Source organism: Nonomuraea sp. NBC_00507 (assembly GCF_036013525.1).
GTDB lineage: Bacteria > Actinomycetota > Actinomycetes > Streptosporangiales > Streptosporangiaceae > Nonomuraea.
In genome coordinates, this window is sequence record NZ_CP107853.1 from 10,616,050 (window position 1) to 10,631,066 (window position 15,017).

The window sequence follows — 15,017 nt, forward strand, 5'->3', positions numbered from 1 at the left end:
ACGCCGACGGCAAGAACCCCGGCCGGAGAACCGGCCGGGGTCCTTCGAGCTACGCGGAGATCAGCCGGTGAAGCCGACCTGCGTGAAGTCGTAGAACTGGTAGCCGCGCGAACCGAAGTTGGCGAGCGTCTTCTTGACCGCATAGATGTCAGGACGCTGGTACAGCGGGATGGTGTGCACCATGTCCCAGACCAGCTTGTCCGCGGCGTTGGCCAGCTCGATGGCCTTGGCCGGGTCCATCTCGCTCGTCGCGGCGTCGATGGCCGCGTCGACGGCCGGGTCGCTACCCTTCGGGAAGTTGCTCTCCGAGCCGGTGAAGTAGATCTGCTTCAGGCTGCCGATCGGCAGGGGGACGCCGATCCACGAGAACGGCACCAGGTCGAAGTCGCCCTTGATGATGTAGTCGTTGAAGAACTTGTCCAAGGGGACGGGGCGGATCGTCACCTTGATCCCGGCCTCCTTGAGCATGGCCTGGGTGAGCTCCCCCTCCGTCTGCGACACCGGCGTGCCGGTGGGGATGACGAAGTTCAGCGCGAACTCCTTGCCGTCCTTCTTGCGGTACTCGCCCTCCTGCTTCCAGCCGGCCGCGTCGAGCAGCTGCTTGGCCTTCTCCAGGTTGTACTTGCCGAGGTCGCCGGAGTTGTCGACGTAGCCCTTGTGGTTGTTCATGAAGACGTGGTTGCCGAGGGTCTGGATCGGCCAGTCCATGTCCTTGAGGTCGGACTGCGTGATCACGTCACGGTTGATCGCGTACGCGATCGCGTGCCGGACGTTCTTGTCCTTCAGGAACTCGCTCTGGTTGTTGACGGTGAAGTGCCGCCAGTTCGGGCTGAGCGCCTTGCGGATCTCCGCGCCGGGGACCTCCTTGGCCCGCTTGAGCTCGGCCGGAGCGCCCGACGGGATCTCCACGGCGTCGATCTCGCCGTTGGCGAAGGCGTTCACCTGCGCGGCGGGCGACTCGATCGCCCGGAAGATGATCTTGTCGAGCTTGGCCTTCCTGCCCCACCACTTGTCGTCACGCACGAGCGTGAGCGTCTTGGTGCCCTCGTCGAGCTTCTCCACCTTGAAGGGGCCCGCGGTGGCGGGGATCTTCTGCAGGTAGCCCTTGTCGAACCCCTCGGGCGTCTCGACGTATTTGGCCGGGAAGAGGTGCGAGGTCGTCCGGTTGAACATGCCCTGCCACTCGAGGTACGGCTTGGCGAAGGTGATGACGGCAACCTTGTCCGAGTCGCCCTTCTCAACCGACTCGATCTTGTCCCAGCCGTCCGTGGAGGCCGGCTTGAACTTCTTGTCCTTGCCGCTGTTGGTCTTCCACTGGGTCTCGAGGTCCTTCCACGTGATCGGCGTGCCGTCCGACCACATGGCCTTGTCGTTGATCGTGTAGGTCACGACCTGCTTGCCCGACGACATGTCGTTCTTGACGTCGGTCACGAAGTCCTTGTTCGGCGTGAAGTTGGCCTCCGAGTCGGCCACCATCAGCTGCGGCATGAACACGTCGAGCATCTCGGCCGTGTCCGCCTGGTTGCCGTCGACGTGGTAGCCGTTCCACTGGCTCGGCCACTGGCCGACCACGAGGGTCAGCGTGCCGCCGTCCTTGACCTGCTCGTAGGCGACCGGGTTGATGCTGATGGCCGGAACCTCCGCCATCTGCTGCTGCGCCTCCTGCGACTTCTGCGCAGTGGGCTGCTTGCTCTCGCCGGCGCCCCCGCCGCAGGCCGCGACGGCCATGGCCAGGACCGCGAGTCCTGCGGCTGCCCGGTATCGAACCTTCACTTTTCCTCCTGATCGTCCGAGGCCGTGATGACCTCGATCTCCTCCGCGTAGTGGCAGGCTGCGCCGTGGTCCACGGCGTTCGCGAGCCGAGCAACCGGGGGCTCTTCGTCGACACACAGCTGCTGCTCGCCCTCGGTGAGCCGGGCGAACTTGGGGCAGCGGGTGCGGAACCGGCAACCCGATGGCGGGTCGGCCGGGCTGGGCAGGTCGCCTTCGAGCAGGATCCGCTTCCGGGTGCGTTCCATGTCCGGGTCCGGCAGCGGGATCGCCGACAACAGCGCCTGCGTGTAGGGGTGCGCGGGATGGTCGTAGACGTTCTCGACCGTGCCGATCTCGGCGATTCTGCCGAGGTACATCACGGCCACCCGATCGGCCAGGTGCCTGACCACGGCCAGGTCATGGGCCACGAACAGGTACGACAATCCCAGTGTGTTCTTCAGCTCCTCCAGCAGGTTGATCACACCCGCCTGGATGGAGACGTCGAGTGCCGAGACCGGCTCGTCCAGGACGAGCAGCTTCGGCTCCAGCGCCAGCGCGCGGGCGATGCCGATGCGCTGGCGCTGCCCGCCGGAGAACTGCTGCGGGTAGCGCTCGGCGTGCTCGGGCGAGAGCCCGACCAGCTCCAGCAGTTCGGCGACCCGGGCCCGCACGTCCTTCCTGCCGTGCGCGCGCAGCGGCTCGGCGATGATGTCGCCGACCGGCATGCGCGGGTCGAGCGCGGCCATGGGGTCCTGGAAGACGATCTGCAGGTCGCGGCGGAGCGCCTTGCGGGCGCCGCTGTCGAGCTTGGCGCTGTCCTTGCCGAGCACGACGACCCGGCCGCCCTGCGGCGGCGCCAGCTGCATGATCTGCTGCAGTGTGGTGGTCTTGCCGCAGCCTGACTCGCCGACGAGGGCCAGCGTCTCGCCTTCCGCGATGTCGAAGCTGATGCCGTCGACCGCGTACACGGTGCCGACGCGGCGCTTGAAGACCGCGCCCTTCATCAGTGGGTAGTGCCTGATCATGCTGTCCAGCTGCAGCACCGTGGGGCGCTCGGCGCGCGGCACGCGGACCACGTCGCTCGGCGGGATGACCGGCACGGGGAACACGTCAGCCCCGCTCAGGCCTTTGTGCTCGATCTCGTGGGAGCGGATGCAGGCGACGTGCCGCCCGCCGGCGAACGGCGTGAGCGGCGGCTCCTCGTCGTCGCACATGTCCACCTTCATGGGGCAGCGCGGTGCGAACGGGCAGCCGGGTGGCAGCGCCGACGGCGAGGGCGGGTTGCCCTCGATCGGCACCAGCGGCCCCTCCTCGCCGTCGACCCTGGGGATCGAGGCGAGCAGGCCCATCGTGTACGGCATCCGCGGCCGGTAGTAGATGTCGTCCACCGGCCCCTGCTCGACCGGCCGGCCCGCGTACATGACGAGCACCCGGTCGGCCATGCCCGCGATGACACCCAGGTCATGGGTGATCATCACGATGCCGGCCCCCGTCTCCCGCTGCGCGGTCTTGAGCACCTCCAGCACCTGCGCCTGGATGGTCACGTCCAGCGCCGTGGTGGGCTCGTCGCAGATCAGCAGGTCGGGGTCGTTGGCGATGGCCATGGCGATCATCGCGCGCTGGCGCATGCCGCCGGAGAACTCGTGCGGGAACGCCTTGGCCCGCAGGTGCGGGTTCGGGATGCCGACCAGGTCGAGCAGCTCCACGGCGCGCTTGGCGGCCTTGTCCTTGGCCATCTTCTGGTGCACGCGCACGGCCTCGGCGACCTGGTCGCCGATGGTGTAGACGGGCGTGAACGCCGACAGCGGATCCTGGAAGATCATGCTGATCGTCTTGCCGCGCACCTTGATCAGCTCGTCCTCGTCCATGCCGATCAGCTCGCGGCCGTGCAGCTTGACCGAGCCGCTGACCACGGCGCCCTTCGGCAGCAGGCCCATGATGGCCAGCGAGGTGACCGATTTGCCGGAGCCGGACTCGCCGACGATGCCGAGGACCTCGCCGCGCTCGACCTCGTACGACACCCCGCGCACCGCCTGGATGCCGCCGGGGAAGGTGACGGTGAGGTCGTTGACCTCCAAGATGCTCACGAGTTGCTCCCCGGGTCGAGTGCGTCACGCAGGCCGTCGCCGATCAGGTTGATGCTCAGCACGAGGAGCACCAGCAGACCTGCGGGGAAGACGAACAACCACGGGTAGCCGGTGGCGTTGCGCGAGCCCTCCGCGATGAGCGTGCCGAGCGAGACGTCGGGCGGCTGGATGCCGAACCCGAAGAAGGACAGCGCCGCCTCGCCGATGATCGCGCCGCTGACGTTGAGCGTCGCGTCGATGATCAGCAAGGAGGACAGGTTGGGGACGATGTGCCGGAAGATGATCTTCCAGCGCGGGATGCCCATGTAGACGGCGGCCTGGACGTATTCACGCTCGCGGAGCGAGAGCGTCATGCTGCGGACCACCCTGGAGGTGACCATCCAGGTGAACGCGGCCAGCAGCACCACGAACCAGAGCCAGGAGCCGCCCCTCAACCTCGGCGAGATGATCGCGATAATCAGGAAGCTGGGCAGGACGAGCAGCAGCTCCACACCCCACATGAGCACCTTGTCCAACCAGCCGCCGAAATATCCGGCGAAGGCGCCCACTACCGCGGCGAGGCCGGTGGCGATCAGCGCCACGAGCAGGCCGATGATGATGGACTTCTGCATGCCGCGGAGCGTGACCGCGTACATGTCCTGCCCAATGGCGCCGGTGCCCCACCAGTGGTCGCCGTCAGGGGGCGACATGAAGGCCAGGAAGTCCTTGTCGGTCCAGTCGTAGGAGCCGATGTACGGGCCGACGTACGCCAGGAGGATCAGCAGGATCAGGGCGGCGATGCCATAGCGGGCCTGCCTGTTGCGGAGCAGGCGCCGGAGAACGACTTTGGAGCGCATGTCAGCTCACCCGCACCCGAGGATCGAGGGCCGCCACCAGCAGGTCCGACAGGAAGGCGGCGAACAGGACGCAGACGGCGGTGAAGAAGGTCACCGCGGCCACGGAATTGACGTCGTTGGCGTTGATCGCGTCGACCAGCCAGGCGCCCATGCCGTGCCAGGCGAAGATCTTCTCGGTGAAGATGGCTCCGGTGAACATCGTTCCGAACGCGAAGGCGAAGTACGTGGCAGAGGGGATCAGCGCGGTGCGCAGCGCGTGCTTGGTCAGCGCGGTCCTGCGGCGCAGGCCCTTGGCCATGGCGGTGCGGACGAAGTCCTGGCCGAGCACGTCGAGCATCATGTTGCGCTGGATACGGCTGTAGAAGGCGATCGAGCCGAGGCTGAGGGAGATGGTCGGCAGGATCAGGTGATTGAGCCGGTTGACGAACTGCTCCAAGCCCGACAGCTTCGGGTTGTACTCGCCGGTGTACTCGATCAGCGTGAACCCGAGCCCGTCGTTCAGGGTGTACGTCGCCATCGCCAGCAGCGTGGCCAGGAGGAAGACGGGAAGGGCCATGATCACGAAGGAGCTGACGCCGATTAACCGGTCGCTGAGCTTGTACTGCCGCACCGCCGAGAGGGCTCCGAAGGCCACCCCGAGGGCGAAGCCCACCACCGTGCCGATCAGCAGCAACCGCAGGCTGACGAAGATCCGCCGGCCCATCTCCGCATTGACCGAGCCGCCGTTCCAGGTCCTGCCGAAGTCTCCCGTGATGACGCCCTTGGCCCAGGTCCCGTAGCGCACGAGCACGGGGGTCTTGTCGTTCAGGTTGTAGGCGTCGAGCGTGGCGTCGATGACCGACTCGGCGATGGGAGGCTGGCGTGCCTGGTACGCGGCCCGCGGGTTCATGGTGCTGGCGGCAAGCGTGTACGCGAGACTGGCCGCGATCGCTACCAAGATCACATTCATTGCCAACCTGCGAAGCAGGTACTTGCCCATTACTCTCCGTTCGCGCTGTCCCATACCGCGTCGTGAAAACTCAATGACGCGGTGATGGCGATCAGCCGGAGAATATCTGCCACCATATAACGTCAGAAACGAGTCAACATAACATTCAGGTCACTCACAATAGATCGCAAGAGGTCGTGTGATGCACCAAAAAAGCGGCCTGCACCTGCGGAAACACCGGCAATTCAGGGGCTTCTTTGCCGCTTCGGTAAGCGGTAGTGTCACAAAACCCGGACAATAATTGACGATTGACCGGCGTGATCCACATCATTGTGTAGCGCCTTAGAATCGGGGCTTTCTTGTCCCTCGGCCGATTCGCGGGGGTCCTCGACCCGTCGCCGCGACGGCCCACAGTTCGCGCGAGACGCCGGCGCGGCCCACGCCCCGGTCTCGAGGCCACCCGGGACAACGTATCGCTTCATCTGATGAAATTTCAGCTTCATCTGATGAAGGGCTAGGAAAAATCCGGCTCCCGAGCTAACGTGCGGGACGTGGCAACTGATCCTCAGCGGGACGCCGCCCGGCACGTCCAGGTGGTCCAGGCCCTCGGCACCCGCATCGTCGGCGGTTCTCTTCCCCCTGGCACGTCCATCCCCGTCGAAGAGCATCTCGTCGGCGAGCTGGGCGTGGGCCGGTCGGCGGTGCGGGAGGGCGTCAAGGTCCTGGCCGGCAAGGGCCTGCTGGAGACCAGGAGGAGCGCGGGCACCCGGGTGCGCCCCCGCGCGTCCTGGAACCTGCTCGACGCCGACGTGCTGAGCTGGCGGTTCGAGCCGGAGCCGCGACCCGAGGACATCCGGGTGCTGGCCGACCTCCGCGTGGCGCTGGAGCCGGGCGCGGCCAGGGTGGCGGCCGAGCGGGCCGACGCGAGCGCGGTGCGGCGCGTCGACGAGGCCCTGGCCGCCCTCTACGCCACCGCCGACGACCCCGAGCCGTTCATCGAAGCCGACCTGGCCTTCCACAAGGCGGTGTTCGCCGCGGCGGACAACGACCTGCTGCTCTACATCTACGACATGATCAGCATCGCCCTGCGGTCCGTGCGCCAGGTGCACACCCGCTCGGTGGCGCACAACAAGGAGACGCTGCCCGGCCACGAGCGGGTGGCGGTGGCGATCAGGCGCCGTCACCACCGCAAGGCCGAGGAGGCCATGCGCGAAGTGGTCGAGGTCGCCCGCGCCGACGCCGAGCAGCACATCCGCCTCTGTTGCTAGGAGCCCTCATTTGGACGTCCTCCTCGACGTCGACGGCCCGGTGGCCGTCGTCACCCTCAACAGACCCGCCAAACTCAACGCCATCACCCCCGGCATGGCCGCCGCGCTGCGTGCCTGCCTGGACCGGATCGACGCCGACCCGGCCCTGCGGGTGGCCGTGCTCACGGGCGCGGGCGACCGCTCGTTCTGCGTGGGCAGCGACATCCGGGAGCTGGACGCGTACGACACGCCGTGGGAGTTCCGCAACCGCGGCGACTACGGCGACGCGGTCCGGGCCCTGCGTAAGCCGATCGTCGCGGCCGTCAACGGCTACGCCTACGGCGGCGGCCTGGAGCTGGCCCTGGCCTGCGACATCCGGCTGGCCGCCGGCACGGCGACGTTCGCCGCGCCCGAGATCAAGCTCGGCTGGATCGGCGGCAGCGGCCAGTCCGCGTTGCTGGCCCACTCGGTCGGCCCGGGCAACGCGGCCACCATGCTGCTGACCGGCGACCCCATCGACGCCGCCCGCGCCCTGGCGTGGGGGCTGGTCACCGACGTGCTCCCGCGCGAGGAGCTGCTGCCCGCCGCCGTCGAGCTCGCCGGGAGGATCGCGGCACGACCCCCGATCGCCGCGCAGACTGCCAAGGCCAACCTGAAGGCCGCCTACTCGATGCCGCTCGACCAGGCCATCCAGTACGAGCGCGACCTGCAGACCGTCTGCTTCGCCACCGCCGACGCCGCCGAGGGCCGGGCCGCGTTCGCCGCCCGCCGCGAGCCCGTCTTCGAGGGGCGTTGATGGGCGCGCTCGACGGCTACCGCGTCATCGACCTGTCCATCGCGATGGCGGGACCGCTGGCCGCCATGCGGCTGGGAGATCTGGGCGCGGACGTGGTCAAGGTGGAGCCGGTGACCGGCGAGTGGCAGCGGCACGCCCCCGCGGGCGGCGCCACGGGCAACCGGGTCAACGCCTCGTTCCTGTCGCTCAACCGCAACAAGCGCAGCCTCGCCGTCGACCTGAAGTCCGAGGAGGGCCGCGAGATCGTGCACCGGCTGGCCGCGACGGGCGACGTGTTCCTGCAGAACTACCGGCCCGGGGTGGCCGAGCGGCTCGGCATGGACTACGAGACGATCAGCGCCGTCAACCCCGCCATCATCTATGTCTCCATGTCGGGATACGGGGAGAGCGGTCCCTACGTGTCGAGGCCGGGGCAGGACATCCTGCTGCAGGCCATGAGCGGGGCCATGTTCAGCACGGGCCGCGACGGCGACCCGCCCGCGCCCGCCGGGACGTACGCGATCGACGCCGTCACCGCCTACAGCGCGTTCGAGGGCGCGCTGGCCGCGCTGCTGCACCGCGAGCGCACCGGCGAGGGCCAGCGGGTGAGCGTCAACATGCTGGACGCGGCCATCGCCGTGCAGATGCAGGAGCTGTCGATCTTCACGGTCGGCAAGGTGCCGCAGCGGCGCGGGCGCGAGCCGCACGGCCACACCTACATTCGCGCGCCGTACGGCGTGTTCGCCACCAAGGACGGTTACCTCGCGCTCGGCATGCCCAGGCTCGACGTGCTGGCGGTCGCGCTCGATCTGCCCGAGGTGGCCGGAATGGACGGCCACGCCGGGCGCGACGAGATCACCGCGGCCGTGGCTCGCCGCCTGCCGGACCGCACCACGGCCGAGTGGCTGGAGATCTGCGCCCGCCATGACCTGTGGGCGGGACCCGTGTACGGCTACGCGGACCTGGTGGCTGATCCGCAGGTGCGGCACAACGGCTCGTTCGTCACCTACGAGCACCGCACCGAGGGCACGGTCACGACGCCCGGCTTCCCGTACCGCATGAGCGCAGGCCCGCCATCGGTGCGCAGGGGCGCGCCGCTGGTCGGCGAGCACACGCGTGAGCTGCTCGACGAGCTCGGCTACCCGGCCGAGCGCACGGCCGAGCTGGTGGCGAAGGGTGTCCTGGCGTGCGCGGACTGACCTGGGACCATCCGCGCGGGTACGCGCCGCTGGACGAGCTGACCCGGCTCGACCTGGCAGGACACAACCCGTATGGCGACGTGCCCGAGCCGATCGCGTGGGACCGGCAGCCACTCGAGGGGTTCGAGTCCGAGCCGATCGCGACGTTGTGCGAGAGGTACGACGTGCTCGTGATCGACCACCCCGGACTTGGCGCGGCCGTGGACGCGCTGGTGCCGATGGAGGAGCTGTTCGAGCCGGACGAGCTGGCCAGGCTCGAGGCCGGCACGGTCGGCCGCACCTGGGACAGCTACCACCTGGAGGGACGCCAGTGGGCGCTGCCGCTCGACGCGGCCACCCAGGTCGCCGCCGCCCGGCCCGGCGTCGAGGCGCCGAGGACCTGGCCGGAGGTGGCGGAGTTCGCCCGGGGCACGCGGATGGCGCTGTGCCTGGGCGGGCCGCACGCCTTCCTCATGTACTGCGCGCTCTGCTCGGGCGACTTCCTCGACGACAAGGCCGGCACCAGGGCGCTGGAGCTCATGGCCGAGCTGCTTGCGCTCGCCGACCGGGAGGTGTCGCTGCGCAACCCGATCGGCGTGCTCGACGCCATGGCCGCGGGCGGGCCCGAGTACTGCCCGCTGGTGTACGGCTACGTCACCTACCCGCTGGCGTTCTCCGACGCGCCCTCCTGGCCGGGACGGCCGCCGGGGAGCGTGCTCGGCGGAACGGGGCTGGCGGTCTCGCGGCGGCGCGTCGAGACGACCGGCGAGTCCGCCGGCACGGTCGGCCAGTCCGCCGCGGTCGGCCAGTCCGCCGGCACGATCGGCGCGGCCGTCCGCGCGCACCTGCGCCGGCTGACGTCCGCGCCGGTGCAGGCCGCGCTCTTTCCCGCCACCGGCGGGCAGGCAGCCGCCCGGGCCGTCTGGCAGGCCCAGGGCACCGCACCGTTCTACCGCGGCACCTCCGCCACGATGGAGGCCGCCTGGGTCAGGCCGCGGTTCCCCGGCTACATCGCCCTGCAGGACAGGTCGTCCGCGCTGCTCCGCGACGGGCTGCTCGCCCGCGTGCCGGCTCGCGACCTGCTCGAGAACCTGCGTAAGGAATGGAGGCACGCATGACCACGGCGCTCGTCACCGGCGCGGCGGGAGCGCTCGGCAAGGCGATCGTCCGCCGCCTGACGGCCGACGGCCACCAGGTGGCGGCACTCGACCTCGACGCCGGCGCGCTCGAAGCCGCGCTCAACCTCAAAGTGGATCTGCGCGACCCGGCCGCCATCGAGGAGGCGTTCGCCGAGACGGCCGCGCGGCTCGGCCCGGTCGGCATCCTCGTCAACAACGCGGCCGTCTACCCCAGCAGGCCTTTCCTGGAGGTGCCGCTGGCCGAGTACGACGACGTGCACGCGGTCAACCAGCGCGCCTACTGGCTGGCCGCCCAGCACGCCGCCCGGCAGATGACCGGAGGCGGCGCGATCGTCAACATCGCCTCGATCACCATGCACGGCGGCTGGTCCGACCTGGCCGCCTACGTCGCCACGAAAGGCGCGGCGGCCGCGCTGACCAGGGCCCTGGCCCGCGAGCTCGGCCCGCGTGAGATCCGGGTCAACTGCGTGTCGCCGGGCGCGTTCCCCACGGCAGCCGAAGAGATCCATCCGGATCCGGAGGCGTACAACCGGTTCGTCCTGGAACGGCAGTCGCTGCAGCGGCGCGGCACCCCGGAGGAGCTGGCCGCCGTGGTGTCGTTCCTCACCGGCCCGGACGCCTCGTTCGTGACGGGCCAGACCATCGAAGTCAACGGAGGGTGGGTGATGGCATGACGCCGGACCGCAAGCGGCTGGCCGAGCTGACCGGAGACCTGAGCGCGGCCGGCGGGGTCCGGCTGGTGACGCTCGGCGACGGGCTCGAACGCGGCATCAGGACCCTGGAGTTCCGCACCGGCTCAGGCCTGGCGTTCGACGTGCTGGTCGACCGGTGCATGGACATCGGGCACGCCGAGCACGCCGGGCGGGCGTTCGGCTGGCGCTCCCCCACCGGCTTCCGCCATCCGGGGCTGCACGAGAACGCCGACGAGGACGGCCTGTCGTGGCTGCGCTCGTTCTCCGGGCTCATCGTCACGGCCGGGCTCGACCACACGCTGTTCGGCGGCGAGGTGCCCGCCGGCGACTACCGCTACCCGCCGCGCCAGAGCGTGCGGCACGGGCTGCACGGCCGCGTCGGCAACATCCCTGCCCGGCTGACCGGGTACGGCGAGCGGTGGGAGGACGACCGCTGCGTGCTCTGGGCCGAGGGCGAGGTGCGCCAGGCCGCGGTGTTCGCCGAGAACCTGCGCCTGGTCCGGCGCATCGAGGCGGACCTGGGCGGTGACGAGATCAGGCTGGTGGACACGGTCACCAACGCCGGGTTCGAGCCGGCGCCGCACATGTTCCTCTACCACATCAACCTCGGCTGGCCCCTGCTCGACGAGGGCGCCAGGTTCGAGGCCGACATCCGCGAGACCCTCTGGCAGACCGACAGCGTGGCCGAGCAGAAGGCCGACCACATCACCTTCCCCGGGCCCGCTCCCGGGTTCGTGGAGCAGGTGTACGAGCACGCGCTGGTCCCCGGCGCCGACGGGACGCACCGGGTGGCGGTGGTCAACGACCGGCTCGGCATGAAGGTGAGCGTGGAGTGGCCGGCGGCGGAGTTCCCGTACTTCTTCGAGTGGCTGAACCTGCGCTCCGGCAACTACGCGGTCGGCCTGGAGCCGTCCACCCACCACGTGTCCGGTGACACGGCGGCCAGACAGGACGGCAGCATGATCTGGCTCGGACCGCTGGAGTCGCGGGTCTACCACACGACCTTCCGCGTCTCCTAATGCAGGCCGTACGCGCGCCGGGCGGTGCCGGCGAACACCTCGGCGCGCTCACCTCCCGACAGCCCCGCGCACAACTCGTCCGCGGCCTGCGCGACCCGCTGGTATTCGGCCGCGAGCAGGCACACCGGCCAGTCGGAGCCGAACATCACCCGATCAGGCCCGAACGCCTCCAGCACGACCTCCGCGTACGGCCGCAGGTCGGACACCCGCCAGGTCGCCCAGTCGGCCTCGGTGACCATGCCGGACAACTTGCAGTAGACGTTGGGGTGCGCGGCGAGCTCTTTGATCCGGCTCCGCCACGGCTCCAGCTCCCCGGCCGCGATCGGCGGCTTGGACAGGTGGTCGAGCACGAACGTCAGCCCCGGCATGGCCCTGACCGTGTCGATGGCGGCGGGCAGCTGGCGCGGCAGCGTCAGCAGATCGTAGGCCAGCCCGGCGGCCTCCACCGCGGCGAGCCCGCGCCGCACGTCGGGCCGGTTGAGCCACTCCGGGTCGGGCTCGGACTGCACGCCGTGGCGCACGCCCACCAGCCCGCCGGGCAGGGCGGCCAGCGTGTCGGCGGCATCCGGCGCGGTCAGATCGATCCAGCCGACCACGCCCGCGACCAGGTCGGACACGGCCGCGAGTGCCAGGAACTCGCGAGTCTCGTCAAGATCGGACAGCACCTGCACGAGCACGGTGCGGGTCACCCCGGCCGCGGCGGCGGGCCCTGCCAGGTCGTCGAGCGTGAACGTGCGCCGGACGGGCGCCATCGGCTCCGGGTCCAGCCAGGTGTGCGGGCGGACGGCGAGGTCCCAGACGTGGTGGTGTGCGTCGATGCGATCCATGGGTCAGTCGAGCTCCAGCTCGGGCGGGAGATCGTTGGCAGACCGAAACGTAGCAGACAGGAGTACTGGTGATCAACGACGGCTACACACGACGGGGCGTGCTGGCGACCGGGTTAGGCGCCGCCGCCGGAACCCTGCTGACGAGCGGCGTCCCCGCACGGGCCGCCACCACCGACGGCAACCCTCTTGCCCTCTGGTACACGCGCCCCGCCACCGCCTGGCTGGAGGCGCTGCCGGTCGGCTGCGGGCGGCTCGGCGCGATGGTGTTCGGCGGCGTGGCCACCGAACGGTTCCAGCTCAACGAGGACAGCATCTGGGCCGGTGGGCCGCACACCTACGACAGTCCCGAGGCGCTGGCCGCGCTCCCCGAGATCAGGCGGCTGGTCTGGGAGGACAAGTGGCAGGCGGCGCAGAACCTGGCCGACCGGACATTCCTCGGCAGGCCCAGCGAACAGGCGCCGTACCAGGTGCTCGGCGACCTGACGCTGACGTTCCCCGGCTCGGCCGAGTTCACGGAGTACCGCCGCGAGCTGGACCTGACGCGGGCGGTCACCACTGTGACGTACGTCCGCGACGGCGTGCGCCACACGCGCGAAGTCTTCGCCAGCAACCCCGACCAGGTCATCGTCGTCCGGCTCACGGCCGACAAGCCCGGCTCCGTGACCTTCCAGGCGGCCTTCTCCAGCCCGCAGTCCTCCGGCGTCGCCGCTGCCGGGCGGGACACGATCGCCCTCGACGGGGTCAGCGGCGACACCCAGGGGCTCAAGGGCGAGGTGCGTTTCCGCGCCCTGGCCAAGGCCCAGGCCAAGGGCGGCACGGTCCGCGCCGACGGCGGCACGCTGGTCGTCGAGGGCGCCGACGAGGTCACGCTGCTGATCTCCATGGGCTCCAGCTACCGCAGCTACAAGGACGTCGGCGGTGACCCGGCCGAGGTCGCGGGGCGGCATCTCGAGCGGGCGGGCGGGCAGCCGTACGAGGTGCTGCGGCGTAAGCACGTCCACGACTACCAGCGGCTCTTCGGCCGGGTCGAGATCGACCTGGGCACCTCGGAGGCGGTCGCGCTGCCGACCGACGAGCGCATCGCGCGCCGGCAGCTCGACACCGACCCGCAGCTGGCCGCCCTGTACTTCCAGTACGGCCGCTATCTGCTGATCTCCTGCTCCCGCTCCCCCGGCTATGCCGCGAACCTGCAGGGCATCTGGAACGACTCGCTGACGCCCGCGTGGGAGTCGAAGTACACCATCAACATCAACTGCGAGATGAACTACTGGCCGGCCGGGCCCGCCAACCTCATCGAGTGCATGGACCCGCTGTTCGACCTGATCAAGGATCTGTCGGAGACGGGCGCCAAGACCGCGCGGACGCAGTACGGCGCGGGCGGCTGGGTGGCGCACCACAACACCGACGGCTGGCGCGGCACGGCGCCCGTGGACTTCGCCTTCTACGGCGTGTGGCCCACCGGCGGCGCGTGGTTGTGCCTGACGTTGTGGGAGCACTACCTCTACACGGGGGACGAGCGGCGGCTGCGCGAGCACTTCCCGCTGATCAAGGGATCGGTGGAGTTCTTCCTCGACACGCTGCAGACCGACCCCAGGACCGGCTACCTGGTGACCAACCCGTCGCACTCACCCGAGGTGGGGCACCACGAGGACGGCGACGAGAACGTCAGCATCTGTGCCGGGCCGACCATGGACATGCAGATCCTGCGGGACCTGTTCGAGGCCTTCGCCTCCGCGTCCGAGGTCCTGGGGCGGGAGCCGGAGATGCGGGAGAAGGCGCTGGAGGCGCGTTCCCGGCTCGTGCCGAACCAGGTCGGCCACCTCGGGCAGATCCAGGAGTGGCAGGAGGACTACCGCGGTGACGCGGCGCTGTCGCGCAGCCGGCACATCTCGCACCTGTGGGGCCTGTTTCCCGGGCACCAGATCGACCCGCGCCTGTCGCCGGAGCTGGCCGCGGCCGCCCGCCGGACCTTGCAACTGCGCGGGGAGGCGGGGGCCGGGTGGTCGCTGGCCTGGAAGATCAACTTCTGGGCGCGGCTGCTGGACGCGGCGGAGGCGTACAAGCGGCTGGGGAACCTGCTGGTGCCGGCCAGGACCGCGCCGAACATGTTCGACCTGCACCCGCCTTTTCAGATCGACGGCAACTTCGGCGGCACGTCGGGGATCACGGAGATGTTGTTGCAGAGCCACGCGGACCAGGTGCATGTGCTGCCCGCCCTGCCGGCCGCCTGGCCTTCCGGGTCGTTCCGTGGGCTGCGGGCGCGGGGCGGCTTCGAGGTGTCCCTGGAGTGGGCCGGCGGGGCACTGACGCGCGGGCGGATCCGCTCGGACCTGGGCCGCCGGCTGACCCTCCGCACCTCGAAGCCGGTCACGGTGACGCGGGACGGCCGCCCGGTCGAAGCCGGCCGCCCGGAGCCCACCGTGCTCGTCCTCGACACCCGCCGCCACGCCGTCTACGACCTCGCCCCGTCCCCCTGACCCAGCTGTCCGACCACGAGCAGTGGGAGCGCTACAGCCGCGCCCGCATCGAGGAGGGCG

The 15,017-nt window shown here is 70.0% G+C and carries 12 protein-coding genes; 7 read left to right on the forward strand and 5 right to left on the reverse strand.

Annotated elements, in window-relative coordinates; translation table 11 throughout:
• Positions 1 to 60: 60 nt before the first annotated feature.
• The 4 genes from OHA25_RS50805 to OHA25_RS50820 are packed head-to-tail and all read right to left on the reverse strand — an operon-like array spanning position 61 to position 5,654.
• Complete coding sequence (locus tag OHA25_RS50805; RefSeq protein WP_327584038.1) at positions 61 to 1,773, reverse strand: ABC transporter family substrate-binding protein; 1,713 nt, start codon at positions 1,771 to 1,773, stop codon at positions 61 to 63.
• Complete coding sequence (locus OHA25_RS50810) at positions 1,770 to 3,839, reverse strand: ABC transporter ATP-binding protein (RefSeq protein WP_327584039.1); 2,070 nt, start codon at positions 3,837 to 3,839, stop codon at positions 1,770 to 1,772. The genes OHA25_RS50805 and OHA25_RS50810 overlap by 4 nt, the downstream gene beginning before the upstream one ends.
• Positions 3,836 to 4,675: an ABC transporter permease gene (locus OHA25_RS50815; protein ID WP_327584040.1), complete on the reverse strand. Its 840-nt coding sequence runs from the start codon at positions 4,673 to 4,675 to the stop codon at positions 3,836 to 3,838. The genes OHA25_RS50810 and OHA25_RS50815 overlap by 4 nt, the downstream gene beginning before the upstream one ends.
• Before the next feature lies 1 nt (position 4,676).
• Positions 4,677 to 5,654, reverse strand: coding sequence for an ABC transporter permease (locus OHA25_RS50820; protein WP_327584041.1), 978 nt, complete (start codon positions 5,652 to 5,654; stop codon positions 4,677 to 4,679).
• A gap of 500 nt (positions 5,655 to 6,154) precedes the next feature.
• On the opposite strand from OHA25_RS50820, the gene OHA25_RS50825 reads away from it, so the two are divergent.
• From OHA25_RS50825 to OHA25_RS50850, 6 genes are read left to right on the forward strand one after another with little or no spacing between them, the layout of a single operon-like run.
• Positions 6,155 to 6,871, forward strand: a complete 717-nt coding sequence (locus OHA25_RS50825; RefSeq protein ID WP_327584042.1) for a FadR/GntR family transcriptional regulator — start codon at positions 6,155 to 6,157, stop codon at positions 6,869 to 6,871.
• Positions 6,872 to 6,881: 10 nt separating this feature from the next.
• Positions 6,882 to 7,646, forward strand: coding sequence for an enoyl-CoA hydratase/isomerase family protein (locus tag OHA25_RS50830; RefSeq protein ID WP_327584043.1), 765 nt, complete (start codon positions 6,882 to 6,884; stop codon positions 7,644 to 7,646).
• Positions 7,646 to 8,824 carry a CaiB/BaiF CoA transferase family protein gene (locus OHA25_RS50835; RefSeq protein ID WP_327584044.1) on the forward strand — a complete coding sequence of 393 codons (1,179 nt, stop codon included), beginning with the start codon at positions 7,646 to 7,648 and terminating at the stop codon, positions 8,822 to 8,824. Before OHA25_RS50830 ends, OHA25_RS50835 begins: the two co-directional genes overlap by 1 nt.
• Positions 8,812 to 9,921 carry a hypothetical protein gene (locus OHA25_RS50840; RefSeq protein WP_327584045.1) on the forward strand — a complete coding sequence of 370 codons (1,110 nt, stop codon included), beginning with the start codon at positions 8,812 to 8,814 and terminating at the stop codon, positions 9,919 to 9,921. Before OHA25_RS50835 ends, OHA25_RS50840 begins: the two co-directional genes overlap by 13 nt.
• Positions 9,918 to 10,616 (forward strand): SDR family NAD(P)-dependent oxidoreductase, encoded by a 699-nt coding sequence (locus OHA25_RS50845; protein WP_327584046.1) that lies wholly within the window; start codon positions 9,918 to 9,920, stop codon positions 10,614 to 10,616. Before OHA25_RS50840 ends, OHA25_RS50845 begins: the two co-directional genes overlap by 4 nt.
• Complete coding sequence (locus tag OHA25_RS50850) at positions 10,613 to 11,653, forward strand: aldose 1-epimerase family protein (protein ID WP_327584047.1); 1,041 nt, start codon at positions 10,613 to 10,615, stop codon at positions 11,651 to 11,653. The genes OHA25_RS50845 and OHA25_RS50850 overlap by 4 nt, the downstream gene beginning before the upstream one ends.
• Here OHA25_RS50850 and OHA25_RS50855 read toward each other — a convergent pair.
• Positions 11,650 to 12,480 (reverse strand): amidohydrolase family protein, encoded by an 831-nt coding sequence (locus tag OHA25_RS50855; protein ID WP_327584048.1) that lies wholly within the window; start codon positions 12,478 to 12,480, stop codon positions 11,650 to 11,652. The genes OHA25_RS50850 and OHA25_RS50855 overlap by 4 nt on opposite strands.
• A gap of 68 nt (positions 12,481 to 12,548) precedes the next feature.
• On the opposite strand from OHA25_RS50855, the gene OHA25_RS50860 reads away from it, so the two are divergent.
• A complete protein-coding gene (locus OHA25_RS50860; protein ID WP_327584049.1) occupies positions 12,549 to 14,957 on the forward strand; it encodes a glycoside hydrolase family 95 protein in 2,409 nt (802 codons plus the stop codon).
• The last annotated feature ends 60 nt before the right edge of the window (positions 14,958 to 15,017 follow it).